Raw genomic sequence first — 24,785 nt, 5'->3', positions numbered from 1 at the left:
TCGGCGGGTCAGCGGGTCAGCACGATCTGGGCAGTGCCGGGCCAATGGGCCCAGACGCCGTCGCCGATGTGCAGCGCCTCGTCGGGGTGCCGCTCGGTGTTCGCCATCGAGACCTTCAGCAGGGCGCCGCTGGCCATCTGCAACCGATAGACGGTATAGGCGCCGAAATAGGCGCGCTCCTTGATGGTGGCCTGCACGCAGTTGTAGCGCGCATCTTCCGGCGCCTGCCGCGAGAGCAGGATCTTCTCGGGCCGCAGCGCAACGGCCAGCGGCATGCCGACACTGCCGGTGATGCCGTGTCCGACGAAGTGCCGGCAGTCGGAGCAGTCGATGATCACGTGGTCGGGCTCGTCGGTGCTCAAGCGGCCGTCCATCAGGTTCACGTTGCCGATGAAGTCGGCGACGAAGCGCGTCGCCGGCGTCTCGTAGATCTCGGACGGCGCGCCCACCTGCAGCAGCCGGCCCTCGCTCATCACCGCGATGCGCGAGGCCATGGTCATCGCCTCCTCCTGGTCGTGCGTGACCATCACGCAGGTCACACCCACCTCGCGGATGATGTTGACGAGCTCGATCTGCGTTTCCTCGCGCAGCTTCTTGTCGAGCGCGCCGAGCGGCTCGTCCAGCAGCAGCAGTTGCGGGCGCTTGGCCAGGCTGCGCGCCAGCGCCACGCGCTGCTGCTGGCCGCCGGAGAGCTGGTGCGGCTTGCGCTTCGCGTACTTCTCCAGTTGCACCAGCTTGAGCATCGCCTCGACGCGCTGGGCCGTCTCGTCCTTGGCGCAGCCCTCGCGGCGCAGGCCGAAGGCGATGTTGTCAAACACGCTCAGGTGCGGAAACAGCGCATAGCTCTGGAACATGATGTTGATCGGCCGGGCGTACGGCTGCAGGCCGGCCAGGTCCTGGCCGTTCAGCACGATGCGGCCGCTGCTGGGCTGCTCGAAGCCCGCCAGCATGCGCAGCAGGGTGGTCTTGCCGCAGCCCGAGGAGCCGAGCAGCGCGAAGATCTCGCCGCGCTCGATGTCGAGCGAGACGCTGTCGACGGCCACGGCACCGCCGCCGAAGTCCTTCACCACCTGGTCGATCTGCAGATAGGCACTCATTGATAGCCGGACTTGAAGGCGGTGAAGAGATGGGTCATCTGCCGGCGCACCTCGTTGGTCAGGGCGTCGGGGGCGACCATTTTTTGCAGCTCCGCGTCGCTGGGGAAGACGCTGGGGTTGTTGGCGATCTCCGGGCGCACGAAGCGGCGCGCCGCGAGATTCGGGTTGGCGTAGAACACCTTGTTGGTGATGGCCGCGTGCACCTCGGGGCGCAGGATGTAGTTGATGAACTTCAGCGCGTTGCCGGGGTGCGGCGCATCGGCCGGGATCACCATCGTGTCCATGAACAGCAGGCCGCCGCTCCTGGGCAGCAGGGCCTCGATGCGCTGGCCGGTCTTGCCGTCGATGGCGCGCTGGCGGGCGATGTTGATGTCGCCCGACCAGCCGAGCACCATGCAGATCGAGCCCGCCGCCAGATCGTTGATGTAGCCGGATGAGCTGAACAGCGTGGCGTAGGGGCGGATGCTCTGCAGCAGCGGCTTGACCTCCCGGTAGTCGGCCATCGAGCGGCTGAAGGCCGGCTTGCCGAGGTAGTGCAGGGCGGCCGGGATGATCTCGGTGGCGGAGTCCATCAGGCTCACGCCGCAGGACTTCAGGCGCGAGATGTAGACGGGGTTGAAGACCAGCGCCCAGGCATCGTCGGGCATCGGCAGCGGCGCGATGGCGGCCTTGACCTTGTCGACGTTGATGCCCACCGTGCTGAAGCCCCACAGCCAGGTGACCATGTACTGGTTGCCGGGATCGAGCTTGGCCAGCTGCGCCTGCATCACCGGATCGAGATTGCCGTAGTTCGGGATCTGCGACTTGTCGATCTTGCGCAGCAGGCCGCCGTCCGCCTGCAGCTTGGCCCAGTAGGACGAGGGCACGATCACGTCGTAGCCGGTGGCCCCGCCCACCATCTTCGCGTGCACGATCTCGTTGTTGTCGAAGCTGTCGTAGCGGACCTTGATGCCGGTCTCTTTCTCGAAATTCTTGATCGTGTCGTCGGCGATGTAGTCGGACCAGTTGTAGACGTTGAGGACCTTTTCCTCGTCGGCCCGGGCCGAGGCACAGGCCAGCAATGCAAGGACGAGGAGAAGGTGGAACTTCACGCGACCGGTCAGAACGTGTAGCTGGCGCCGACGTTGAAGAAGCGGCCGACCGCGCCGTCCTGATGCAGGGCTGGGTTGTAGGCCGCACCACCGTTCTGCGCGCCGTTGCCGGTCGAGCCGAAGGTCTGCAGGTCATACGGGGCATGCCGGTCGAACAGGTTCATGATCGACGCATGCACGCTGAGCTTCTTGGAGACCGTGTACTTGCCGGTGAGGTTGAAGGTCGTGAACGAGGGGACCTTGCAGAACTGGGCGGGCACATTGCCGTCGGGGAAGGTGTTCGGCAGCGCGTCGGCGCAGGTGTTGTAGCCGTAGGACGGGTCCAGCACGGTGATGCCGCTCATGTAGTTCAGCGTGCCCGTCATTTCCAGCGGGCCCTGGCTCCAGGTCGTCGTCAGGACGATGCGGTCCTTGGGTGTGCCGGTGTCGCCTGACACGAAGCCGGGGCCGTGCGTGCCGGCCAGCGGATAGTTCGTGCCGAAGAAATTGGCGTCGTACTTGAAGACGCGGGTGAAGGCCAGGTCGGCCTTCAGCTTGCCCGCGCTGCCGAGATCGATTTGCGTGCGCACGTCCAGGTCGACGCCATTGGTGTGGGTCTCGCTGGCATTGACGAACTTGTAGGTCTCGTAGGAGATCGAGCCGTCCGGATTGCGGAAGAGCTGGGCCAGGTAGGGGTTGTCCGGCGAGGTCGCCGGGTTGGCCGGATCGTAGGCCGCAGCCACCTGGATGGAGCCCAGCAGGCCGGGCGAGCTGATCTGGTTCTTGATCTTGATGTCGTAGTAGTCGATCGAGAAACTGAGCACTTCGCTCGGCTCGAAGATGATGCCCAGCGTGTAGGAGTCGGACTTCTCGGGCTTGAGCTTGGGATTGGACAGCTGCAGTTCGGGAATGCTGAGCGTCTGGCCGGTCAGCACGTCCTGCACCGGGGACAGCACGCCCGAGGTCGAGCCGGAGACGCCCATCTCCGCGGCATTGGGCGCGCGGAAGCCCTTGGCGTAGGTGCCACGCAGCGTGAACTCCTTGGTCGGCGTGAACTTGAAACCGACCTTGGGCGTGGCCGAGCTGCCGTAGGTGTTGTACCGGTCCATTCGAGCCGCCGCGTCGATCTCCAGCTGTTTGGTGAGAGGCGCGGCCACTTCGGCATAGACGGCCGTGATGTTCTGGCTGCCCTGGGCGAAAGAGTAGATCGGCGAGCTTTGGTCGCCGGACGAGAAGCCCGGCGGGAACTGCTCGTTCAGCGACTTGTGGATCAGGTCGAAGCCCGCGCCGACCGACAGCGGCCCGCCACCGAGCTTCATCACGTCGCGCGAGATGTGACCGCTGATGAAGCTGAGGTCGCTGGTCGAGGTGGCCGAAGCGGCAGGCGCGAGCGCCGCGTAGTTGACCCCGGAGATTCGCGCGTAGGGATTCGCCGGCACCGTGCTCGGGATGACATAGCTGCCATCGGCGACGGCGGCCGCGAAGGCCGAGGCACTGAGGAAGTTGGTGGCGCTGAGCTTGGTCTCTGCGCGGGTCCAGCCGGCCGAGGCGTCGATGGTCCAGTCGCCAACCGTGCCGCTTAGCTCCGTCACCAGGCGGTAGGAGGTCGTGCTGGCCTTCTGCGTCTGCGGGCCGAAATCGGAGAGGTTGATCCAGCCGGCGTCGATATAGCTCGACGGCACGGTGATGGGCCCGACGGTTCCGACGGTCGGGTTGCTGTAGTTCGCCGGGCCCCATTTGAGCGTGGGGATGGAGGCCGTGCCGTCGGGGTCGACGCTCAGGCCGTTGAACACGCCCACTTGCGTGGCCTTGCTGTTGAAGACCGAGCCCTGGACGTTGAACTCCCAGTCGTCGTTGATCTTTTTCGTGAACTTGCCCAGAAAGTTCAGGTTCTCCGTCTTCGGTTGCACCTGGTAGAACGGGCTGGCGCCGCTGCTCAGATCGGCACCGCCGTAGGGCGTCCAGTCGGTGATGGCCAGGTAGGGGCGGTCGCTGAGCAGGATGGCGTTCTGGCTCTTGTATTCGAGCGAGACGTAGGTGTTGTAGCCGTCGGCACCCAGGTCGCCCCAGCCGTGCGTCACGGAGCCATGCAGCGTCCGGCCGTCGCCCTTGCCAGAGATGCCCGCTTCGCCGGTCAGGGTCGTGCCTGTGAAGCTGTGCTTGAGGATGATGTTGACGACGCCGGCCATCGCGTCTGAGCCGTAGACGGCGGAGGCGCCGTCCTTCAGGACCTCGATCCTTTCGATCGTATCGAAGGGGATCGACGACAGGTCGACGAAATCGCGCTCGCCGTCGTCGGGCATCGGGTAGGGCGCCATGCGGTGGCCGTTGATCAGCACCAGGGTGGCGCCGACGGTCAGGCCGCGTAGCGACACGCCGCCTCCGCCCGGGGCAAAGGCCGAGGCATTGGCCTGGCTCAGCGAGCCCATATTGTTGGCGGTGATCCCGTGCAGCACGTCGGAGATGCTCGTGTAGCCCGATTGCTTGAGGTCGTTGGCGGTCAAGACCTGCACGGGGCTGGGCGTCTCTGCCGACATGCGGTGCAGGTTGGAACCGGTGACGACGACCCGGCCCAGCTGCTCGGCATCCTGACCGCTTGCTGCCTCCTGGGCCTGACTCGCTCCGGCTGCGACCAGGCAGCAGGCCGCAGCAACAACGGATACGGCGGATACGGCGGAGACGCGACGAGGTGCATGCTTTTTCATGTTCAAGGTCTGCATGGAAGCTCCAGGGTTGAAGTCAGAGCCAGCTGCGTTGGTGCAGCTCGGCGAGGGTCAGGTCCAGGCAACGGCGGATGAGGGCCATCATTTCGTCCACCTGCGCGCGGGTCATCACCAGCGGCGGTGCGACGATCATCCGATCGCCGACGGCGCGCATGATCAGGCCGTTCCCGAAGCAGTGGGCGCGGCACAACATGCCGACTTCCAGGTCAGGTTCGAACAAGGTGCTTGCTGCCTTGTCCTTGACGAGCTGCACCGCGCCCATCATTCCGCAGCTCTGCACCTCGCCCACCAGCGGGTGGTCCGCCAGCTCCGCGAAGCGCTGCGCCAGATAGGGGCCGATGTCCTCGCGCACATGGCGCACCAGGTCGAGCTGCTGGATCAGCCGGATGTTGGCCAGCGCCACGGCACAGGCCACCGGGTGGCCCGAGTAGGTGAAGCCGTGGTTGAACTCGCCGCCCTCGTCGATCAGCGCGCGCGCCACGCGCTCGCCCACCATCACGCCGCCCAGCGGCACATAGCCCGAGGTGATGCCCTTGGCGATCGTCATCAGGTCGGGCTTGACGTCCATGGTCTCGCAGCCGAACCAGTGGCCGGTGCGGCCGAAGCCGCAGATGACCTCGTCGCTGACCAGCAGGATGCCGTACTTGTCGCAGATGCGCTGGATCTCGGGCCAGTAGGTGCTGGGCGGCACCATCACACCGCCGGCGCCCTGCACCGGCTCGCCGATGAAGGCGGCCACGCGCTCGGGGCCGACCTCCAGGATCTTGGTCTCCAGCCAGCCCGCTGCGATCAGGCCGAAGTCTTCGCGGCTGAGGTTCTGCGGGCGGCCATGCTCGAACCAGTGCGGCTGTTCGATGTGGGTGATGTCGGGAATCACGCCGCCCTGGTCGTGCATGCCCTTCATGCCGCTCAGCGAGGAGCCCGCCATCGTGGAGCCGTGATAGCCATTGAAGCGGCTGATGATGACCTTGCGCGCCGGCTCGCCCTTGATGTCCCAGTAGCGGCGCACCATGCGCACGATGGTGTCGTTGCCCTCGGAGCCCGAGCCGGTGAAGAACACGTGCTGGAACTGCGGCGGCGTGACCTGGGCCAGCAGCTCGGCCAGCTCGATGGCCGGCGGATGCGAGGTCTGGAAGAAGGTGTTGTAGAAGGGCAGTTCCTTCATCTGGCGCGTGGCCGCATCGATCAGCGGTTGCTGGCCGTAGCCGACGTTGACGCACCAGAGACCGCTCATCGCGTCGAGGATCTTGTTCCCCTCGCTGTCCCAGAGGTAGATGTTGTCGGCGCGCGTGATGATGCGCGCGCCCTTGCGGGCCAGGCCGGCATGGTCGGTGAACGGATGCAGGAAATGCTGGGCATCGGCGGCCTGCCACTGGCGGGTGCTTTCTTGGGTGACGGTATTCATCCTCAGCTCCTTGATCAAACGTGCAGCAGCAGGTGCTCGCGCTCCCAGGGCGAGATCACCTTCATGAACTCGGCGTGCTCGATTTCCTTCACCTCCGTGTAGACGGTGATGAACTGCTCGCCGAGGATGCTGGCCAGGTCCTTCTCGGCGCGTAGCAGCTCCAGTGCTTCGCCCAGGCTGCGCGGCAGCTGGAAGTCGCCGAGGTAGGCGTCGCCCTTGCACTCCGGCGTGGGCTCGATGCGGTTCTTGATGCCCAGGTAGCCGCAGGCCAGGGTGGCTGCGAGCGCCACGTAGGGATTGGCATCGGCGCCGATGACGCGGTTCTCGATGCGGCGCGCCTCGGGCGGGGCCAGCGGCGAACGGATGCCCACGGTGCGGTTGTCCGTGCCCCACTGGATGTTGATCGGCGCGGCCGTGAAGCGCGCCAGGCGCCGGTAGCTGTTCACATAGGGCGCGAACAGGGCCATCGCGGCAGGCGTGTACTTCTGCAGGCCGCCGATGTACCAGAAGAACTCCTGGCTGGGCGAGCCGTCCTCGTTGCTGAAGAGATTGCGGCCGGTCTTCTTGTCGATCACGCTCTGGTGGATGTGCATCGCGCTGCCGGGCTCGTTGGCGATCGGCTTGGCCATGAAGGTGGCGAACATGTCGTGGCGCAGCGCCGCCTCGCGCACCGTACGCTTGAAGAAGAACACCTCGTCGGCCAGGCCCATCGGGTGGGCGTGGAAGAAGTTGATCTCCATCTGCCCGGCGCCGACCTCGTGGATCAGGGTGTCCACGTTCAGCTCCATCTTTTCGCAGTAGTCGTAGATGTCCTCGAACAGCGGATCGAACTCGTTCACCGCGTCGATGGAGTAGGCCTGGCGCGAGGTCTCGGCGCGGCCGCTGCGGCCCACCGGCGGCTTCAGCGGCATGTCGGGGTCGGTATTGCGCGCGACCAGGTAGAACTCCAGCTCGGGCGCGACGACGGGGTCCCAGCCTTCGGCCTCGAACAGATTGCACACGCGCCGCAGCACCGAGCGCGGCGCGAAGGGCACCATATTGCCGTCGCGGTCGAAGCAGTCGTGGATGACCTGGGCCGTCGGGTCCACGGCCCAGGGCACGATGCGGGCGGTCGACGGGTCGGCACGCAGGTGCATGTCCCGGTCGTTCGCGCTGATGACCTCGTAGTAGGGGCCTTCCTCGGGGAACTCGCCGGTCACGCCCATGGCCACTACCGCCTCGGGCAGGCGCATGCCGCGGTCTTCGGTGAACTTCTCGCGCGGCAGGATCTTGCCGCGCGCCACGCCGGTCAGGTCCGGCACGAGGCATTCGATCTCGGTCACGCGATGGTCGCGAAACCATTGCTCCAGTTCAACGAACGTGAATTCATTTCTGAGCACCATGCTGTGCACCTCTTGTTGTTGAAATTCGGCCCGCAAGAGAACTTGCGGTCATGGACGACACCCGAGGGACGGATGCCTCGCAGGAGCGGGCGGGCAGGGCCAATGGAGATCAGTGGCCGGGCCGCCCAGGATCGACGCTAGGTGTCGGGATCGCGCTTGAAGTCGTGCCGCGGCTCGCGGATCCGGTCGCGATAGTCTTCGCAGGCCTGGCCGAATGCCGTCAGCAGGGCCATCGACACCGGGTTGTGCTCGGCACGCCATTCCGGGTGCCATTGCACGCACATCGAGAAGCTCGGGCTGGCCTCGACGCTGAAGGCTTCGACGAGACCGTCCGGCGCCGTGGCCTCGACGCGCAGGCCCAGCGCGAGTTCGTTCACGCCCTGGCCGTGCAACGAGTTGACGCGGATCCGGTCGCGCCCGAGCAGGGCTGCGAGACGGCCGCCCGGCACGATGTTCACCTCATGCCGCTCGCCGTAGGCGATCTCGGGCGGCTCGCCGTCGGGGTCGCGGTGATCGGCCAGGCCGGGCTGTTCCTGCACCGCCTGGTGCAGCGAGCCGCCCAGCGCGACATTGGTTTCCTGGAAGCCGCGGCAGATCGCGAACAGCGGCAGGCCCATGCGCAGCGCCCGGGGGATCAGCTCCAGCGTCAGCGCGTCACGGTCCGCATCCAGCGGCAGGGCCGGGTTGTGCACCGCCTCGCCGAAATGGCTGGGATGCACATTGGAGGGCGAGCCGGTCAGGAACACGCCGTCGGCGATCGCCAGCCAGTCGTCCAGTTCCTGCGGCGCGCCGTTGGGCACGACCACCGGCAGGCAGCCGGCGAGGCGCACGGCCTCGATGTACTTCTTGCCGGCGATGTGGAACGGGTGCTCGCCGATCTGGCGTGTGCAGGCTGGCACCAGCACCACCGGTTTGGCGTTCGCGGCGCGGCTCACAGCATGTCCCTCAGGCGGTAGTAGGTCATGCCGAGCACCAGCGCCGGCGTGCGCATCAGCCGGCCGCCGGGGAAGGGGCGGTGGCGCAGTTGGGCGAAGGTGTCGAAGCGGGCCGCGTCGCCGTGCATGGCCTCGGCCACTACACGGCCGGCCAGGCCGGTCAGCGCCAGGCCATGGCCGGAGAAGCCTTGCAGGTAGTAGATGTTCTGCTCGGGGCCGAGGCGGCCGAAATCGGGTGCACGATTCATCGAGATGTCCACGAAGCCACCCCACGCATATTGCATGCCGACATCCTGCAACTGCGGAAAGCTCAGCAGCATGCGCTCGCGCATGCTGGCCACCAGCGAGCGCGGCGGCACCGTGCTGTAGCTGACCCGGCCGCCGAAGAGCAGGCGCTGGTCCGCCGTCGGGCGGAAATAGTCCAGCACGAAGTTGGTATCGCACACGGCCGAGCGGCTGGGGATCAAGGACTGCAGCCGCGCCACGTCCATAGTCTCGGTGCAGCCGATATAGGTGCCCACGGGCATCACCCGTGCGCTCAGTTCGGGCGCCAGGTCGGGCGAGAGCTCGGGCAGGTAGACGTTGCCCGCCAGCAGCACCTGCTTGGCGTGCACCTGACCAGCTTCGGTGCGTAGCGTGAGCTGCGTGCCCTTGTCCATCGCCTTGACGGCGCTGTGCTCGAAGATGCGCACGCCCAGGCTCGTCGCAGCGCGCGCGAGGCCCAGGCAGTACTTGAGCGGATGCAGGTGGCCCGAGCGCGAGTCATACACGCCGGCATGAAAGCGCGGGCTGGCGATCCATTGCTGGATCTCCTGCGGCGCGATCCATTGCAGCGGATAGTCGTAGACCTCGGCCATGCGATCGGCCCAGGTCTTCAGTTCTTCCGTCTTGCGTGGCTTGGTGGACAGGCCGAGGAAGCCGGCCTGGTATTCGCAATCGATGTCGAAGCGAGCGCAGCGCTCCTGGATCAGGTCCAGTGCCTCGATGCTCATGCGCCAGATGCGCCTGGCCTCGTCCAACCCGAGCTGATCTTCGATGATGGACTGGTCGCTGGCGAGGCCGTGGATCGCCTGGCCGCCGTTGCGGCCCGATGCGCCGCCGCCGACTTGCGCGGCTTCCAGCATCACCACCCGGTAGCCGCGATCGGCCAGTTCGATCGCGGCGGACAGGCCGGCGAGCCCGCCGCCCACGATCGCAACGTCGGCATCCAAGGACTCCTGCAGAGTCGCATAGGCCGTTTCACGCGGCGCCGTGGCCGCGTAGTAGGAGTCTTTGGTCAGTTCGCGATCGATGGCGAGAAAACTCATTTATTGCTGCGTGATGACGAGATGAAGTCTAGGCGTGCGGCAGCGCAATATGTAAGCGCTTGAACGCAGGCTAAACCCGCGTTTTTGCAATCTGCTGCGATAAAGTGACTTTGTCGAGACAGAAAATTCTTTCAATGAGCTCTGAAGTGCAATTGGATACGATCGATCGGGCCATCCTCAAGGAGCTGCAGAAGGACGGCCGGCTCGCCAACCAGGACCTCGCGCAGCGGGTCCATCTGTCGCCGTCAGCCTGCCTGCGGCGGGTCAAGCGGCTGGAAGAGAGCGGCGTGATCGCCCAGTACGTGGCCTTGATCAACCCCAAGGCCGTGGGCAAGCAGGGCACCAGCTACACGATCATCAATCTGGAGCGCATGACGACGGCGGCGCTGGATGCCTTCGAAGCCGCCGTGCTGGCCAGCCCCGACATCCTTGATTGCTTCTACGTCGCCGGCAGCAACGACTACATGATCCGCTTCGCCTACAAGGACGCCGAGGACCTGGAGCGCTTCCACACCCAGGTGCTGATGCAACTGCCCGAGGTGGCCCGTTCCAACTCGATGCTGGTGCTGCGGACGATCAAGAAATCCACGGCCTTTCCGCTGTGATCAGGAAGCCTGCGCAGCCTTGAGGCTGGCGTGCAGGACGTCCAGTCCTTCATCGATCAAGGCATCCGACGCGGTCAGCGGCACAAGGATGCGGATCACGTTGCCGTAGCTGCCACAGGACAGCAGGATCAGGCCGCGCTGCGCGGCTTCCCGCAGCACGCGCTGGGTCAGCGCCGCGTCGGGCTTGTGGACGTCCGCCTTGCCGTCCACCGTGGCGAACAGCTCCAGCGCCACCATCGCCCCCAGGCCGCGCACATCGCCGATCGTCGGAAGCTCGCGGGCCATCGCCGACAGGCGCGTCCGGATGTGCTCGCCCAGCGCCTGGCTGCGCGCCAGCAGCTGTTCCTTCTCGAAGACGCGCAGCACCGCCAGCGCCGCGGCACACGCAATGGGGCTGCCGGCGTAGGTGCCGCCCAGGCCGCCGGGGTTGGGCGCGTCCATCACGCTGGTGCGGCCCACCACGGCCGAGATCGGGAAGCCGCCGGCCATCGATTTGGCGGTGGTGATCAGGTCCGGCGCTACGCCCCACTGCTCGCAGGCGAACCAGGTGCCGGTGCGGCCGGCGCCGGTCTGCACCTCGTCGGCGATCAGCAGGATGCCGTGCTGGTCGGCCAGCGCCCGCAGCTGGCGGATGAACTCGACCGGGGCCACGTAGAAGCCGCCTTCGCCCTGCACCGGCTCGACGATGAAGGCGGCGACGCGCTCGGGCTCGATGTCGTTCTTGAAGATCTGCTCGATCGAGGCGAGCGCGTCCTCGATGCTCACACCGTGCAGCTCGTTCGGGAACTGCGCGTGGAAGACCTCGGCGGGGAAGGGCCCGAAGCCGCTTTTGTAGGGCTGGACCTTGCCGGTCAGACCCAGGGTCATCATCGTGCGCCCGTGATAGCCGCCGCTGAAGGCGATGACACCGGAGCGCCGGGTGAAGGCCCGCGCGATCTTGACGGCGTTCTCCACCGCCTCCGCGCCGCTCGAAAGCAGCAGCGTCTTCTTCGTGAAGTCGCCGGGCGCCAGCGCGTTGAGCTTCTCGGCCAGCTCCACATAGGGCTCGTAGGCCAGCACCTGGAAGCAGGTGTGCGTGTACAGGCCCAGTTGCTCCTGCACGGCGGCGATCACCTCCGGATGGCAGTGGCCGGTGTTGAGCACGGCGATGCCGCCGGCAAAGTCGACGTAGCGCTTGCCCTCCACATCCCAGACCTCGGCGTTGGCGGCGCGGTCCACGAAGATCTCGTGGGCCTGGCCCACACCGCGGGCGACGGCAGCGCGGCGGCGGGCCATCAGATCGGCATTGCTCTTGGCGGTCATGGCGGGTTCCTGAATGCGTGTGATGGCGGCGGACTCTAGGCCGGCGCGCTGCGGGGCAACAGGTACAGTTGCCGGCAGACAGCGCGGCGCCGTACCGGTGCCGGAGCCTGCACAGATTCCCTTCTCGTGACCATGTTCCGACTCGCCCACGGCTCGCCCGTTCCCCTGGTGGCCCAGATCGTCAGCGGCTTCCAGCACATGATCGAGACGCAGGGCCTCAAGGCCGGAGGCAAGCTGCCGTCGATCCGCCAGTTCGCCCAGGCGCAGGGCGTGAGCGTGTTCACCGTTGTGGAGGCCTACGACCGGTTGGTCGCGCTGGGGCTGGTGCATTCGAAGCCCAATGCCGGCTTCTTCGTCCGCCCGCGCGCCGCGGCCTCCGAACCCGCGGCCGCGGACCTGCAGGTGCGCTTCGACCCGAAGTGGTACCTGCGCCAGATCTTCGAGAGCCGCGCGCTGGAGATCAAGGCCGGCTGCGGCTGGCTACCGCAGGACTGGCTGTTCAAAGAGGGCGTGCACCGCGCCTTTCGCCAGCTCGCGCAGGAGGGCGGTGAGCTGGGCGGTTACGGCTCGCCCTTCGGCCACGCGGATCTGCGGGTGCTGCTGGCGGAACTGCTGGCAGAGCGCCAGGTGAGAGCCAGTGCCGACAGCATCCTGCTGACCCAGGGCTCCAGCCAGGCCATCGACCTGCTCGCGCGGCATTGGGTGAAGCCGGGCGAGCCGGTGCTGGTGGATTCGCCCGGTTATCCGAACATCCACTACGTGCTGCGCTTCCTGGGTGCGACGATGCTGCCCGTGCCGCGCACGCCCGAGGGCTACGACCTGCCGGCACTTGAGGCCCTGCTGGCCACGCACAAGCCCAAGGTGTTCTTCACCCAGCCGCGCCTGCACAGCCCGACGAATTCGAGCGCGCCGATCGATCAGCTGCTGCGCATCCTGCAGCTCGCGCACCTGCACGATTTCGCGATCGTCGAAAACGACATCTACGCGGATCTCGATCCGGGCCTGCACCCCAGCCTCGCCAGCCTCGATCAGCTGCAGCGCGTGGCCTACCTGGGCAGCTTCTCCAAGACGATCTCGCCCAATTTGCGCGTGGGTTTCGTGGCCGCCGCGCCGCAGCTGCTGGAAGGTCTGGCCACGCTCAAGATGATCTCGGGCCTGACCTCGTCCGACCTGACCGAACGGCTCGTGCTGCGCGCCTTGACCGAAGGCCGCTGGCGCAAGCACCTGGGCAAGCTGCGCACCCGGCTTGCGGCCGCGCAGCAGGACGTGTCCGCACAACTGCGCCAGCTCGGGTTCGAGCTGCACACGCAGGCCGATGCCGGCATGTACGTCTGGGCCCGCCACCCCGATGTTCCCGACGCCGCCGAGCTGTCTCAGCAGGCCGCGCAGAACGGCATCATGCTGGGCCCCGGGCATCTGTTCTATGCCGAGCCCCGGCAGAGCGGCTGGCTGCGGTTCAATGTGGCGTTCAGCGGCGCGCCGCGGCTGTGGGCCTATCTGGGTGCGCAGATCCAGGAGGCGGTTTAAGGCCAAACAGGTCATTCGTTTGCGTTTGATCAAGGCCTCGTTTGCGATGGCCGCCAAGATCGGGGCATGTCCGCCGCCGCCCACCGCGCACTCGACGATGAGCTTGAATTCGAACGCTTCACCCGCTGGGTCGGGGAGGGCGATCGCCCGCGTCTGGCCGAGTCCTCGCTGCGCATCGGCGGCATGCACTGCGCCGCCTGCGCCGGCAACATCGAGGACGCGCTGCACGCCGTGGAAGGCGTGCTCGACGCGCAGGTCAGCCCCGCGGCGCAGTGCGCGACCGTGCGCTGGGATCCGCACCGCACGCGTCCATCGGCGCTGGTCGATGCCGTCGAGAAGCTCGGTTATGCCGCCACGCCCGACACCGGTGCCGCCGCCCGCGCGCTGCGGCTGAAGGAGAGCCGTCAGGCGCTGTGGCGCCTGTTCGTCGCGGGCTTCTGCGCGATGCAGGTGATGATGCTGGCCGCGCCGTCCTACCTCGGCCACGCCGGCGACCTGGCGCCGGATTTGAAGCAGCTGCTCGACTGGGGCAGCTGGCTGCTGACCCTGCCGGTGATGGCCTTCTCGGCCGGGCCCTTCTTCGGCAATGCCTGGCGCGCGCTGCGCCAGCGCCGCATCGACATGGACGTGCCGGTGGCCCTGGGCCTGGCGGTGGCCTTCGTGGCCAGCAGCGGCGCGGCCTTCGATCCCGGCGGGCCCTTCGGCAGCGCGGTCTATTTCGATTCGCTGACGATGTTCGTCAGCTTCCTGCTCGGCGGCCGGTACCTGGAGCTGCGCGCCCGCCATGCGGCGCTTCGCTCGCTGGAGGGCGCGATCGGCCGGCTGCCGCAGACGGTGCTGCGCGAGACCGCGTCGGGCGGCATCGAACCGGTGAGCACGCTGCGGCTGGTTCGCGGCGACCGGGTGCGCGTGCCGCGCGGCGAAGCCTTCGCGGCGGACGGCGTGCTACTCGCCGGCAGCACGCAGGCGGACGAATCGCTGCTGAACGGCGAGGCGGCCCCGCAGCCCAAGGCACCGGGCGACGCCGTCATCGCCGGCAGCCTGAATCTGGGCGCGCCGGTGCTGATGCGGGTCGAGCGCGTGGGCGCCGACACACGCTACGAAGCCATCGTCGCGCTGATGCGCCATGCGCAGACGCAGCGTCCGTCGGCCACGCGCAGCGCCGACCGCTGGGCCGCGCCCTTTCTGTGGGCGGTGCTGCTGCTCGCGGCCGGGGCCGCGGCGGCGTGGAGCTTCGTCGAGCCGGGGCGGGCGGTGTGGGTGGCCGTGTCGGTGCTGATCGTCACCTGCCCCTGCGCGCTGTCGCTCGCCGCGCCCTCGGCCTGGCTGGCCGGAGCCTCGGCCATCGCCCGGCGCGGCGTGCTGCTGCGGCGTGTCGATGCAATCGAGGACCTGGCGGCCATGCGCACGCTGTTCCTGGACAAGACCGGCACGCTCACCGAAGCGGGTGAGGGCGAGGCACAGATGAGCAGCCTCGATCCCTCGTTCGCCGAAGCCGAGCTGTGGGCCCGCGCGGCCACCCTGGCGGCCTGGTCATCGCACCCGCTGGCGCAGGCGCTCGCCCAGCGCGAGAGCGGCACGAGCTTCTGCTGGAGCCGGCTGCATGAGGTGGCGGGGCAGGGCGTCGGCGGCGACGACGAGGCCGGCGTGAGCTGGCTGCTCGGCAAGGGGCCGACCGGCCAATCTGACGCCGACGCCAACGAAACCTGGCTGATGCGCCAGGGCCAGCCAGTCGCCCGCTTCAGCATCGCGGAGCGGGTGCGCGAAGGCGCGGCCGACGCGATCCGCGCGCTGCAGCAGGACGGCGTGCGCCTGGTGCTGGTCTCGGGCGACGTGCCGCGGCGCGTGCGGCGGCTGGCCGAAGCATTGGGCCTGGACGACTGGCACGCCCAGGCCTCGCCGGAGGACAAGCTGGCCCTGATCGAGGCCGCGCAGGCGCACGGCGAGCGGGTGGCGATGCTGGGCGACGGCATCAACGATGCGCCGGTGCTGGCCCAGGCCGACGTCTCGCTGGCGATGGGCGCCGGCGCCGAGATCGCCCGCCAGCATGCGGACGGCGTGCTGCTGTCCAACCGCCTGGGCGACGTGGCGCAGGCGCGCCGCGTAGCGGCGAAGACGCTGCGCATCGTGCGCCAGAACCTGGCCTGGGCGGCGCTCTACAACGCTGCCTGCGTGCCGCTGGCCCTCTTCGGCTGGCTGCCGCCCTGGGCCGCCGGCCTGGGTATGGCGGCCAGTTCGCTGGGCGTGGTGCTCAATTCACTCCGCCTCTCTCGATGACACGCCGATGGACATTCTCTACCTGCTGGTCCCCATGTCCGTCCTGGTCGTGCTCGCCATCATCGGCGTGTTCGGCTGGGCGCTGCACGGCGGGCAATTCGACGACCTCGAACAACAGGGCGAAAAGATTCTCGACGCTGATGACCATAGGGCCAGTTAGCACTACGGCAAGGGGTCGCGTTGCGACCAGAAAGGCCGCAGGCAAGGCGCAAACCGCAAGCCGGGCTCGCGCCCGGCGAGGATTTGCAACGCTGCCTGCGGCCTTTCTGGTCACAACCCTTCGGGAAGGTACGCCAAAGGGCGCCACTCGTCGTTGCAGCCCTTGCCCGCACGCGAGTGCGGGCGGCGTTCTGCGCCTAGATTGGCGCCCTTTGGCGTGCCTTCGCGACCCCTTGCCGTAGTGCTAACTGGCCCTGGCTTGATCGTTATCAAAGTCCCTGATCGAGCGGCGCCAAAGAATCCCTCATCGACAAGCAAGCGAGGGATGAAGCGATGGACCCAAGTGCACACCGGGCGGTGCCGGTGAACTACTCCGACGAGACCGTGCGCGGCTTCGCACTGGCGGCCGTGCTGTGGGGTGTCGTGGGGATGCTGGTGGGCTGCCTGATCGCGGCCCAGCTGGCGTTTCCGGACCTCACGGCCGGCATCCCCTGGCTCAGCTACGGGCGGCTGCGGCCGCTGCACACGAACGCGGTGATCTTCGCCTTCGGCGGCTGCGCGCTGATGGCAACGAGCTTTCACGTCGTGCAGCGCACCTGCCAGGTGCCGCTGTTCCTGCCCAGGCTCGCGCAGTTCGTCTTCGTCGGCTGGCAGTTGGTCATCGTGGCCGCCGCGATCACGCTGCCGCTGGGCTACACCCAGGGCAAGGAATATGCGGAGCTGGAGTGGCCGATCGACCTGCTGATCGCGGTCGTCTGGGTCGCCTACGCGATCGTCTTCTTCGGCACCATCGGCCGGCGCCGCGTGCGCCACATCTACGTGGCCAACTGGTTCTTCGGCGCCTTCATCATCGCGGTGGCGGTGCTGCACATCGTCAACAGCGCGGCCATGCCGGTGAGCTTCTGGAAGAGCTACTCGGCCTACGCCGGCGTGCAGGACGCGATGGTGCAGTGGTGGTACGGCCATAACGCCGTGGGCTTCTTCCTCACGGCCGGCTTCCTCGGGATGATGTACTACTACATCCCCAAGCAGGCCGGGCGGCCGGTGTACTCGTACCGGCTCTCCATCGTCCACTTCTGGGCGCTGATCTTCACCTACATGTGGGCGGGCCCGCACCACCTGCACTACACGGCGCTGCCCGACTGGGCGCAGAGCGTGGGCATGGTGTTCTCGCTGGTGCTGCTGGCGCCGAGCTGGGGCGGCATGATCAACGGCGTGATGACGCTCAGCGGCGCCTGGCACAAGCTGCGCGACGACCCGATCCTGAAGTTCCTGATCGTGGCGCTGTCCTTCTACGGCATGGCCACCTTCGAGGGGCCGATGATGTCGATCAAGACCGTCAACGCGCTGAGCCACTACACCGACTGGACGATCGGCCACGTGCATAGCGGTGCGCTCGGCTGGGTCGGCCTCGTGTCGATGGGCTCGCTGTACTACCTGATCCCGCGCATGTACGGCCGCACCGAGATGTACAGCGTGCCGGCCATCAACCTGCACTTCTGGATCGCCACCCTGGGCATCGTGCTCTACATCGCCGCGATGTGGATCGCCGGCGTGATGCAGGGCCTGATGTGGCGCGCGGTCAACCCCGACGGCACCTTGGTCTATACCTTCGTCGAATCGGTCAAGGCGACCTGGCCTTTCTACGTCGTGCGCCTCGCCGGCGGCCTGCTGTACCTGGCCGGCATGGGGGTGATGGCCTGGAACGTGGTGATGACGGTGCGCGTGGGGCGCGTGCAGCCCTCGCCGATCCCGGCCCGCCTCGCCCACGCCTGACAGGAGACCGACATGAGCACTACAACCTCAAACCCTTCAAGCCCCTCAGGCCACGAACGCATCGAGACCAGCAACTTTCTGATGATCGTGCTGATCCTGCTGGTGATCGCCGTGGGCGGCCTGGTCGAGATCGTGCCGCTGTTCTTCCAGCGCTCCACCACGCAGCCGGTGCCCGGGCTCAAGCCCTACACGCCGCTGCAACTGGTGGGCCGCGACATCTACCTGCGCGAGGGTTGCTACAACTGCCACTCGCAGATGATCCGCCCGCTGCAGGCCGAGACGCTGCGCTACGGCCACTATTCAACGGCCGGTGAATTCGTCTGGGACCACCCCTTCCAGTGGGGCAGCAAGCGCACCGGTCCCGACCTGCAGCGCGTGGGCGGCAAGTACAGCGACGACTGGCACCGCCTGCACCTGGAGAACCCGCGCGACCTGGTGCCCGAATCGAACATGCCCGCCTACAGCTGGCTCGCCACGGCGCAGATCGACCCGGCCAGCGTGCCGCCGCGCGTGCGGGCGATGCAGCGGCTGGGCGTGCCGTACACCGATGCCGACGTGGCCGGCAGCGCGGAAGCCGTGCAGGGCAAGACGGAGATGGACGCCATCGTCGCCTACCTGCAGTCGCTCGGCACCGCCGTGAAGTAGATCAGCGCAGGAGCACATGAACATGGACCTCAACGACTTCCGCAGCGCCGTCACCTTGCTGAGCCTGCTGCTCTTCCTGGCCCTGATGGCCTGGACCTTCTGGCCCACCCGCCGCCAGGCGCTGGACGAGGCCGCCCGCCTGCCCTTCGAGGAGGACGGCACACCATGAGCGACTTCTTCAACGAAGGCTGGTCCGCCTACATCGGCACCGCCACCGTCCTCGGCCTCATCGCCTGCATCGTGCTGCTCTTCGTGGCTGCACGCACCAAGCCGATGTCTGGCGACAACACGACCGGCCACGTCTGGGATGAAGACCTGACGGAGCTGAACAACCCGCTGCCGCGCTGGTGGATGTGGCTGTTCATCCTCACGGTGGTGTTCGCGGGCGTGTACCTGGGTCTCTATCCCGGCCTGGGCAGCCTCGCCGGCCGCCTGGGCTGGACCAGCACCGCCCAGTACGAGCAGGAGAAGCAGCAGGCCCGCGCCACTGCGGCGCCGGTCTACGCCAGCTTCGCGCCGCTCACGTTCGAGGCGCTGGCGCACGACCCGCGGGCCATGGCCGTCGGCGAGCGCCTGTTCGCCAACAACTGCGCCGGCTGCCACGGCAGCGATGCCAAGGGCAGCAAGGGCTTCCCGAACCTGACCGACACCGACTGGCTCTACGGCGGCACGCCCGAGAAGATCATCGAGTCCATCACGCTGGGTCGCCAGGGCTCGATGCCGCCGATGGCGGCCGCCGTGGGCAATGCCGACGATGTGCGGGACCTGGCGAACTACGTGCTGAGCCTGTCGGGCAGCGAGGAGAACAAGACCCGCGCCGAGTACGGCCGCAGCAAGTTCGCCGCCTGCGCGGCCTGCCACGGCGCCAAGGGCACCGGCAACCAACTGATCGGCGCGCCCAACCTGACCGACGACATCTGGCTGCATGGCTGGGGCGTGCCTGCGGTCACCGCGATGATCAACAACGGCAAGCACAGCGTGATGCCGGCCCACGGCGAGCGGCTCAGCACCGAGCAGATCCGCGTGTTGGCGGCCTATGTGTGGGGCCTGTCCAACCATGGCGATACCACTGCCAGCGCTGCCCGCTGAAGCCATGAAAACCATGGAGACGGCGCCGATCTTCCTCTACGAGAAGCAGCGCAAGATCTACCCGCGATCGGTGCAGGGCTGGTTCTCGCGCTGGCGCTGGATCATGGTGTGGCTCACGCAGGCGCTGTTCTACGGCTTGCCCTGGCTGCCGTGGAATGGCCGTCAGGCGGTGCTGTTCGACCTGGCCGCGCGGCGTTTCTTCATCTTCGACCTGGTCCTGTACCCGCAGGACTTCATCTACCTCACCGGCCTGCTGGTGCTCAGCGCCTACGGGCTGTTCTTCTTCACCGCGGTCGCGGGGCGGCTGTGGTGCGGCTATGCCTGCCCGCAGACGGTGTACACCGAGATCTTCCTGTGGGTGGAGCACCGCTTCGAGGGCGAGCGCGGCGCCCGCATGAAGCTCGACGCCGCGCCCTGGAACTGGAACAAGCTCTGGCGCAAGACGGGCAAGCACGCCACCTGGCTGGTGATCGGCCTGTGGACCGGCTTCAGCTTCGTCGGCTACTTCACGCCGATCCGCGCGCTGTGGGCCGAGGCCTTCACGCTCGGCTTCGGCCCCTGGGAATGGTTCTGGGTCAACTTCTACGGCCTGGCCACCTACGGCAATGCCGGCTTCCTGCGCGAGCAGGTGTGCAAGTACATGTGCCCCTATGCGCGCTTCCAGAGCGCGATGTTCGACCGCGACACCTTGATCATCAGCTACGACACCGCACGCGGCGAGCCGCGCGGCCCGCGTGGTCGAGGTGCCGACCTGGCCGCGAGCGGCCTCGGCTCTTGCGTGGATTGCGGCCTGTGCGTGCAGGCCTGCCCGGTCGGCATCGACATCCGCCAGGGCCTGCAGTACGAGTGCATCGCCTGCACCGCCTGCATCGATGCCTGCGACCACATGATGGAAAAGCTGCGCTACCCGCGCGGCCTGATCCGCTACGCCACTGAAAACGCCCTGGCGCAGCAGCTCGGCCGTGCCCGCATGGCCGAGCGCATCCTGCGCCCGCGGGTGCTGGTCTACGGCCTCGTGCTGCTGGCCATCGCGGCGGCGTTCACCGCAAGCCTGGCCCTGCGCTCGCCGGTGCGGGTGGACGTGGTCCGCGACCGCTCGACCCTGGCACGCATCGTCGGCAAGGGCGAGGTGGAGAACATCTACCGGCTGCAGCTGATGAACGCTACCGAGCGGCCGCAGCGCTACGCCATCTCGATCGACGGGCTGGCGCAAGCGCGCATCGTCGACACCGCCGGCATCGACGTGGCGCCCGCCGAGGCGCGCTGGGTGTCGCTCGCCGTGCGCATGGCGCCGGAGGCTGCGGCGGTGGCCGGGCCGGGGGCACACGCATTCCGCTTCCGCGTCGGCGTGGAAGGCCAGCCGATGCTGGTGGCCGAGAAGTCGACCTTTGTGATCCCGCGATGAATTGAAGAAGGAGGAGCAGCGATGAACCCAACCGAGACACCGCAACCCTGGTGGCGCGTGCGCATGATGTGGCTGGTGGTGATGGGGCCGGCACTGGTCGTCGTGGCCAGCTTCGTCACCTTGGCCCTGGCCGTGCATGGCGCGGACCCGCCTCTGCCGCCCGATACCGCCTCGCACGCCCACGCACTGACACCCGCCCAACTGGCCCGCAATCATGCCGCCACGCCTGCCGACGATCATTGAGACGGTGCCCCGGCCGCCGCGCGTGCTGACCATCCTGTGGCCGTCCTTCCTGATGGCCGGCGTGATGGAGATGCTGACCTTCGCGCTGGTGGACCCGGGCGATCTGCGCTGGTTCGGCGGCGCCGCGATCGAGGCTTCGCGGATGACTGTCTACTCGCTGTGCTTCTTCGCGTTCTGGGGCGTGATCGCCACCTCGACGGCGATCACCGCGCTGCTGGACGCACCCGACTGATCAGCCCAGGCCCAGTTGCCGCGCCTGCTCGCGCAGCTCCGCGCGGAAGTTGGGATGGGCAATGGCGATCAGCTCGGCGGCGCGCTGGCGGGCCGACTTGCCGCGCAGCTGCGCCACGCCGTATTCGGTGACGACGTAGTTGATGTCGTTCTTGCTGGTGCTCACATGAGTGCCGGGGGACAGCACGGGGACGATGCGGGAGATCGAGTCGTCCTTGGCCGTCGAGGGCAGCACGATGATCGCCTTGCCGCCGTTCGAGCGATTGGCCGCGCGCACGAAGTCGGACTGACCGCCGGTACCGGAGAAGGGGCGGTGAGCCAGGCTCTCGGAGCCGCAGTGGCCCAGCAGGTCGATCTGCAAGGTGGCGTTGATGGCGACGAGCTTGTCGTTGCGCGAGGCCAGCGCCGGATCGTTGGTGAACTGCACCGGGTGCATCTCCAGCGCCGGATTGCGGTCCATGTAGCGGTAGAGCTTGCCCGAGCCCAGTGCGAAGGTGGCGATGGTCTTGCCGGGCAGGTAGTTCTTGCGCCGGTTGGTGACCACGCCCGACTCGATCAGCGACAGGATGCCGTCGCCCAGCATCTCGGTGTGGATGCCCAGGTCGTGCTTGTCGGTGAGCTGCATCACCACCGCGTCGGGGATGCCGCCGTAGCCGATCTGCAGGGTGGAGCCGTCCTCGATCATCGCCGCCACATGGCCGCCGATGGCCTGCTGCACCGGGCCGATCTTGGGCAGACCCACCTCCAGCACCGGCTCCGAGCTTTCGACCAGCGCCGTCACCTGCGACACATGCACCAGGCAGTTGCCATAGGCATAGGGCACGTTGGGGTTCACCTCCAGCACGACGGCGCGCGCCTTGGCGATGGCGGCCATCGTGTAGTCCGCGCCGAGGCTGATCGAGAAGTAGCCGTGCGCGTCCATCGGCGAAGCCATCGCGAAGACCACGTCGGCACCGATCAGCCCGCGCTCGATCTGCAGCGGGATCTCGGAGAAGTAGTTGGGCAGGAAATCGATCCAGCCCTCCTGGCCCCCGGCCCGGGTGGCGCCGCCGAAGAACAGGGCCACGTGCCGCACGTGCTCGCTCGTCTCGCGGTCGATGTAGCCGTACTTGCGCATCGCCAGGATCTGCAGCACCTTCACGTCGCGCCAGTTGCGGCGCTGCTCGGACAGGGCGGTGAGCAGCGTAGGCGGCTCGCCGACGCCGGTCGGCACGATGATGGCGTCGCCATCGCGCACATGGCGCACCGCGTCGGCGGCCGGCTGGAGTTTGCTCTGGTACAGATCGCGCACGGACATCGATGGAAACCTCGTGGATGGAAAGGAAGGGCCAGCCTACGCCGAAGCGCCGCTGACCAGGCGCTCCAGCGTAGTCTGGTCGACGATGCTGACTTGGCGCTGTCGCACCTCCAGGATGCCATCTTCCTGGAAGCGCGAGAAGCAGCGGCTGACGGTCTCCAGCGTCAGGCCCAGGTAGGTGCCGATCTCCTCGCGCGACATGCGCAGCAGCAGGGCCGAGGGCGAGAAGCCGCGCGCCTTGAGCCGGTGCGAGAGGTTCAGCAGGAAGGCCGCGAGCCGCTCCTCCGCGCGCATGCTGCCCAGCAGCATCATCACGCCGTGGTCGCGCACGATCTCGCGGCTCATGATCTTGTGGAACTGGCGCTGCAGCTCGGGGAAGCCGCGCGACAGGGTCTCCAGCTGCGAGAACGGGATCACGCAGACCTGTGAGTGCTCCAGCGCGACCGCGTCGCAGTTGTGCTGGTCGCTGCTGATGCCGTCCAGGCCCAGCAGCTCGCCGGCCATCTGGAAGCCGGTGACCTGGTCGCGCCCGTCCTCGGAGCCGATGCGGGTCTTGAAGAAGCCGGTGCGCACCGCGTACAGCGCGCGGAACGGATCGCCGCTGCGGAACAGCGTCTCGCCGCGCTTGAGCGTGAGCCGCGTGGCCACCAGCGCGTCGAGCCGCGCGAATTCATCCGGCGTGAAGCCCATCGGCAGGCACAGCTCGCGCAGGTTGCAGTTGGAGCAGGCGACGGCGCCGGGTGGTGACGTGGGAGTGGGCGCGGGAGTTGGCGCGGGAGTGGACAGGGTGGCCATGGCGCCATTCTTCGCCGGGCACTCTGCGCGGGGCTTGCGCAATGTCAAGGCAGGCGGGTCGGTGCCCATGCACGATAGCCCGCATGAAAGTCGATGCTGCTCCTCCCGCCACCGTCCTGCCCGAGGTCTTGAGCGAGGCGCTGCTGCGGCGCTTCGACGCCCCCGGCCCGCGCTACACCTCCTATCCCACGGCCGACCGCTTCGTCGAAGCCTTCGGCCCGGCCGATGCCCTGCAGGCGCTGAGTCTGCGCCGGCTTGGCGCCGTGGCGGGCGGGCTCGCCTCCTCGCAGCCGCTGTCGGTGTACGTGCATGTCCCGTTCTGCGAATCGGTCTGCTACTACTGCGCCTGCAACAAGGTCATCACCCGCCACCACGAGCGCGCCCGGCCGTACCTGGACGCAGTGGCGCAGGAACTGCAGCTGGTGCTGGCAGCAACGGGAGCGGGCAGGGCGGTGTCGCAGCTGCACCTGGGCGGCGGCTCGCCGACCTTCCTGTCCGACGACGAGCTGGCGCAGCTGATGCAGCTGCTGGGCAGCGCCTTCCAGCTGACGCCCTCGGCCGAGGTATCCATCGAGGTCGACCCGCGCACCGTCACGCCCGAGCGCCTGGCCCGGCTACGTGGCATGGGCTTCGGGCGCATCAGCTTCGGTGTGCAGGACTTCAACACGGCGGTGCAGCAGGCCGTGCACCGCGTTCAACCCTTCGAGCAGGTTCGCGAGCTGATGCAGCACGCGCGGCGCCTGGGCTTCGCCTCGATCAACGTGGACCTGATCTACGGCCTGCCGCGCCAGACCCCGGAGAGCTTCGCCCGCACCGTGGCCCAGGTCGGCAGCCTGCGGCCGGACCGCATCGCGCTCTACGCCTATGCGCACCTGCCGCAGCGCTTCAAGCCGCAGCGCCGCATCGCGGTGGAGGAGCTGCCCAGCGCGGCGCAGCGGATCCAGATGCTGGGCGGCGCGATCGCCGGCTTCGTGGCCCACGGCTACCAGTACATCGGCATGGACCATTTCGCGCTGCCCGGCGACTCGCTGGCCGTGACCAAGGCGCAGGGGCGGCTGCACCGCAACTTCCAGGGCTACAGCGTGCAGCCGGACGGCGACCTGATCGGCCTGGGCGTCAGCGCGATCAGCCGTGTCGGCGCCTGCTACTACCAGAACCACAAATCACTGGAGAGTTACTACGACGCCTTGCGCCAGGGACAGTTGCCGGTGGAGCGCGGCATCGCGCTGAGCCGCGACGACCTGCTGCGCCGCGACGTGATCATGGCACTGATGTGCCAGGGCCGCGTCGATTTCGAGGCCATCGAGCAGGCCCACCTGGTTCGCATACAGGACTGCTTCGCCACCGAACTGGGCCAGCTCGCGGAGCTGGCGGAGGCCGGGCTCGTGCAGTTGGAGCCGGCCGCGGTCCAGGTGACGGCGGCGGGCTGGTTCCTCGTGCGCGCGGTGGCCGCCGTGTTCGACCGGAACCTGCGCAGCGATCGGCAGCGCGAGCGGTTCTCGCGCGTGATTTGAG

At 67.7% G+C, this 24,785-nt stretch carries 22 protein-coding genes; 12 read left to right on the top strand and 10 right to left on the bottom strand.

Features of this window, described 5'->3' with window-relative positions; all coding sequences use genetic code 11:
* Positions 1 to 8 precede the first annotated feature (8 nt).
* The 7 genes from SNE35_RS22915 to SNE35_RS22885 all read right to left on the bottom strand — a co-directional run bounded on the left by SNE35_RS22915 (position 9) and on the right by SNE35_RS22885 (position 9,919).
* Entirely contained in the window at positions 9 to 1,097 is a 1,089-nt protein-coding gene (locus tag SNE35_RS22915) for an ABC transporter ATP-binding protein (protein ID WP_320425347.1), read from the bottom strand.
* The gene (locus tag SNE35_RS22910) at positions 1,094 to 2,188 is read right to left on the bottom strand and encodes an extracellular solute-binding protein (RefSeq protein WP_320425346.1); all 1,095 of its coding nucleotides are present in this window, start codon (positions 2,186 to 2,188) and stop codon (positions 1,094 to 1,096) included. The genes SNE35_RS22915 and SNE35_RS22910 overlap by 4 nt, the downstream gene beginning before the upstream one ends.
* 8 nt (positions 2,189 to 2,196) lie before the next feature.
* Positions 2,197 to 4,887 (bottom strand): TonB-dependent receptor plug domain-containing protein, encoded by a 2,691-nt coding sequence (locus SNE35_RS22905; RefSeq protein WP_320425345.1) that lies wholly within the window; start codon positions 4,885 to 4,887, stop codon positions 2,197 to 2,199.
* 19 nt (positions 4,888 to 4,906) lie between these two features.
* Entirely contained in the window at positions 4,907 to 6,295 is a 1,389-nt protein-coding gene (locus SNE35_RS22900) for an aspartate aminotransferase family protein (RefSeq protein ID WP_320425344.1), read from the bottom strand.
* Between the two features lie 14 nt (positions 6,296 to 6,309).
* The gene (locus SNE35_RS22895) at positions 6,310 to 7,677 is read right to left on the bottom strand and encodes a glutamine synthetase family protein (protein WP_320425343.1); all 1,368 of its coding nucleotides are present in this window, start codon (positions 7,675 to 7,677) and stop codon (positions 6,310 to 6,312) included.
* A gap of 137 nt (positions 7,678 to 7,814) precedes the next feature.
* Positions 7,815 to 8,612 (bottom strand): gamma-glutamyl-gamma-aminobutyrate hydrolase family protein, encoded by a 798-nt coding sequence (locus SNE35_RS22890; protein ID WP_320425342.1) that lies wholly within the window; start codon positions 8,610 to 8,612, stop codon positions 7,815 to 7,817.
* The gene (locus SNE35_RS22885; protein WP_320425341.1) at positions 8,609 to 9,919 is read right to left on the bottom strand and encodes an NAD(P)/FAD-dependent oxidoreductase; all 1,311 of its coding nucleotides are present in this window, start codon (positions 9,917 to 9,919) and stop codon (positions 8,609 to 8,611) included. The genes SNE35_RS22890 and SNE35_RS22885 overlap by 4 nt, the downstream gene beginning before the upstream one ends.
* Before the next feature lie 146 nt (positions 9,920 to 10,065).
* Between SNE35_RS22885 and SNE35_RS22880 the strand changes: the two genes are divergently transcribed.
* Complete coding sequence (locus SNE35_RS22880; RefSeq protein ID WP_320425742.1) at positions 10,066 to 10,524, top strand: Lrp/AsnC family transcriptional regulator; 459 nt, start codon at positions 10,066 to 10,068, stop codon at positions 10,522 to 10,524.
* On the opposite strand, the gene gabT is transcribed toward SNE35_RS22880, so the two are convergent.
* The gene (gabT, locus tag SNE35_RS22875; RefSeq protein ID WP_320425340.1) at positions 10,525 to 11,826 is read right to left on the bottom strand and encodes a 4-aminobutyrate--2-oxoglutarate transaminase; all 1,302 of its coding nucleotides are present in this window, start codon (positions 11,824 to 11,826) and stop codon (positions 10,525 to 10,527) included.
* Positions 11,827 to 11,958: 132 nt separating this feature from the next.
* On the opposite strand from gabT, the gene SNE35_RS22870 reads away from it, so the two are divergent.
* From SNE35_RS22870 to SNE35_RS22825, 10 genes are all read left to right on the top strand, one after another.
* The gene (locus tag SNE35_RS22870) at positions 11,959 to 13,353 is read left to right on the top strand and encodes an aminotransferase-like domain-containing protein (RefSeq protein ID WP_320425339.1); all 1,395 of its coding nucleotides are present in this window, start codon (positions 11,959 to 11,961) and stop codon (positions 13,351 to 13,353) included.
* A 66-nt stretch (positions 13,354 to 13,419) separates the two neighbouring features.
* Entirely contained in the window at positions 13,420 to 15,630 is a 2,211-nt protein-coding gene (locus tag SNE35_RS22865; protein ID WP_320425338.1) for a heavy metal translocating P-type ATPase, read from the top strand.
* A 7-nt stretch (positions 15,631 to 15,637) separates the two neighbouring features.
* On the top strand, positions 15,638 to 15,790 hold the full coding sequence (gene ccoS, locus SNE35_RS22860; protein WP_320425337.1) for a cbb3-type cytochrome oxidase assembly protein CcoS: 153 nt from the start codon (positions 15,638 to 15,640) through the stop codon (positions 15,788 to 15,790).
* Positions 15,791 to 16,122: 332 nt separating this feature from the next.
* Positions 16,123 to 17,565: a cytochrome-c oxidase, cbb3-type subunit I gene (gene ccoN / locus SNE35_RS22855; RefSeq protein ID WP_320425336.1), complete on the top strand. Its 1,443-nt coding sequence runs from the start codon at positions 16,123 to 16,125 to the stop codon at positions 17,563 to 17,565.
* Positions 17,566 to 17,577: 12 nt separating this feature from the next.
* Positions 17,578 to 18,210: a cytochrome-c oxidase, cbb3-type subunit II gene (gene ccoO, locus SNE35_RS22850; protein WP_320425335.1), complete on the top strand. Its 633-nt coding sequence runs from the start codon at positions 17,578 to 17,580 to the stop codon at positions 18,208 to 18,210.
* Positions 18,211 to 18,232: 22 nt separating this feature from the next.
* Positions 18,233 to 18,379, top strand: coding sequence for a CcoQ/FixQ family Cbb3-type cytochrome c oxidase assembly chaperone (locus SNE35_RS22845; protein ID WP_320425334.1), 147 nt, complete (start codon positions 18,233 to 18,235; stop codon positions 18,377 to 18,379).
* Entirely contained in the window at positions 18,376 to 19,299 is a 924-nt protein-coding gene (ccoP, locus tag SNE35_RS22840; protein ID WP_320425333.1) for a cytochrome-c oxidase, cbb3-type subunit III, read from the top strand. The genes SNE35_RS22845 and ccoP overlap by 4 nt, the downstream gene beginning before the upstream one ends.
* A gap of 4 nt (positions 19,300 to 19,303) precedes the next feature.
* Complete coding sequence (gene ccoG / locus SNE35_RS22835) at positions 19,304 to 20,704, top strand: cytochrome c oxidase accessory protein CcoG (protein WP_320425332.1); 1,401 nt, start codon at positions 19,304 to 19,306, stop codon at positions 20,702 to 20,704.
* Between the two features lie 21 nt (positions 20,705 to 20,725).
* Entirely contained in the window at positions 20,726 to 20,947 is a 222-nt protein-coding gene (locus tag SNE35_RS22830; protein ID WP_320425331.1) for a nitrogen fixation protein FixH, read from the top strand.
* The gene (locus SNE35_RS22825) at positions 20,919 to 21,179 is read left to right on the top strand and encodes a hypothetical protein (protein WP_320425330.1); all 261 of its coding nucleotides are present in this window, start codon (positions 20,919 to 20,921) and stop codon (positions 21,177 to 21,179) included. Before SNE35_RS22830 ends, SNE35_RS22825 begins: the two co-directional genes overlap by 29 nt.
* Here SNE35_RS22825 and SNE35_RS22820 read toward each other — a convergent pair whose 3' ends face one another.
* The gene (locus SNE35_RS22820) at positions 21,180 to 22,475 is read right to left on the bottom strand and encodes an acetyl-CoA hydrolase/transferase family protein (RefSeq protein WP_320425329.1); all 1,296 of its coding nucleotides are present in this window, start codon (positions 22,473 to 22,475) and stop codon (positions 21,180 to 21,182) included.
* Positions 22,476 to 22,511: 36 nt separating this feature from the next.
* The gene (fnr, locus tag SNE35_RS22815; protein ID WP_320425328.1) at positions 22,512 to 23,270 is read right to left on the bottom strand and encodes a fumarate/nitrate reduction transcriptional regulator Fnr; all 759 of its coding nucleotides are present in this window, start codon (positions 23,268 to 23,270) and stop codon (positions 22,512 to 22,514) included.
* 83 nt (positions 23,271 to 23,353) lie between these two features.
* On the opposite strand from fnr, the gene hemN reads away from it, so the two are divergent.
* Positions 23,354 to 24,784, top strand: coding sequence for an oxygen-independent coproporphyrinogen III oxidase (gene hemN, locus SNE35_RS22810; RefSeq protein ID WP_320425327.1), 1,431 nt, complete (start codon positions 23,354 to 23,356; stop codon positions 24,782 to 24,784).
* Position 24,785: the final 1 nt, after the last annotated feature.

The organism is Roseateles agri (assembly GCF_034043675.1).
In the GTDB taxonomy this organism is placed as follows: Bacteria; Pseudomonadota; Gammaproteobacteria; order Burkholderiales; family Burkholderiaceae_C; genus KK5.
Note: the sequence above shows the minus strand (reverse complement) of the source record. Positions and strands in the feature narration are given on the sequence as shown.

Bases quoted from the DNA above. Each gene is read 5' to 3' on its own strand.
- SNE35_RS22915 (WP_320425347.1), bottom strand. From the start codon at position 1,097: ATGAGTGCCTATCTGCAGATCGACCAGGTGGTGAAGGACTTCGGCGGC.
- SNE35_RS22905 (WP_320425345.1), bottom strand. From the start codon at position 4,887: ATGCAGACCTTGAACATGAAAAAGCATGCACCTCGTCGCGTCTCCGCC.
- SNE35_RS22900 (WP_320425344.1), bottom strand. From the start codon at position 6,295: ATGAATACCGTCACCCAAGAAAGCACCCGCCAGTGGCAGGCCGCCGAT.
- SNE35_RS22895 (WP_320425343.1), bottom strand. From the start codon at position 7,677: ATGGTGCTCAGAAATGAATTCACGTTCGTTGAACTGGAGCAATGGTTT.
- SNE35_RS22885 (WP_320425341.1), bottom strand. From the start codon at position 9,919: ATGAGTTTTCTCGCCATCGATCGCGAACTGACCAAAGACTCCTACTAC.
- gabT (WP_320425340.1), bottom strand. From the start codon at position 11,826: ATGACCGCCAAGAGCAATGCCGATCTGATGGCCCGCCGCCGCGCTGCC.
- SNE35_RS22870 (WP_320425339.1), top strand. From the start codon at position 11,959: ATGTTCCGACTCGCCCACGGCTCGCCCGTTCCCCTGGTGGCCCAGATC.
- SNE35_RS22865 (WP_320425338.1), top strand. From the start codon at position 13,420: ATGTCCGCCGCCGCCCACCGCGCACTCGACGATGAGCTTGAATTCGAA.
- ccoS (WP_320425337.1), top strand. From the start codon at position 15,638: ATGGACATTCTCTACCTGCTGGTCCCCATGTCCGTCCTGGTCGTGCTC.
- ccoN (WP_320425336.1), top strand. From the start codon at position 16,123: ATGGACCCAAGTGCACACCGGGCGGTGCCGGTGAACTACTCCGACGAG.
- ccoO (WP_320425335.1), top strand. From the start codon at position 17,578: ATGAGCACTACAACCTCAAACCCTTCAAGCCCCTCAGGCCACGAACGC.
- SNE35_RS22845 (WP_320425334.1), top strand. From the start codon at position 18,233: ATGGACCTCAACGACTTCCGCAGCGCCGTCACCTTGCTGAGCCTGCTG.
- ccoP (WP_320425333.1), top strand. From the start codon at position 18,376: ATGAGCGACTTCTTCAACGAAGGCTGGTCCGCCTACATCGGCACCGCC.
- ccoG (WP_320425332.1), top strand. From the start codon at position 19,304: ATGAAAACCATGGAGACGGCGCCGATCTTCCTCTACGAGAAGCAGCGC.
- SNE35_RS22830 (WP_320425331.1), top strand. From the start codon at position 20,726: ATGAACCCAACCGAGACACCGCAACCCTGGTGGCGCGTGCGCATGATG.
- SNE35_RS22825 (WP_320425330.1), top strand. From the start codon at position 20,919: ATGCCGCCACGCCTGCCGACGATCATTGAGACGGTGCCCCGGCCGCCG.
- SNE35_RS22820 (WP_320425329.1), bottom strand. From the start codon at position 22,475: ATGTCCGTGCGCGATCTGTACCAGAGCAAACTCCAGCCGGCCGCCGAC.
- fnr (WP_320425328.1), bottom strand. From the start codon at position 23,270: ATGGCCACCCTGTCCACTCCCGCGCCAACTCCCGCGCCCACTCCCACG.
- hemN (WP_320425327.1), top strand. From the start codon at position 23,354: ATGAAAGTCGATGCTGCTCCTCCCGCCACCGTCCTGCCCGAGGTCTTG.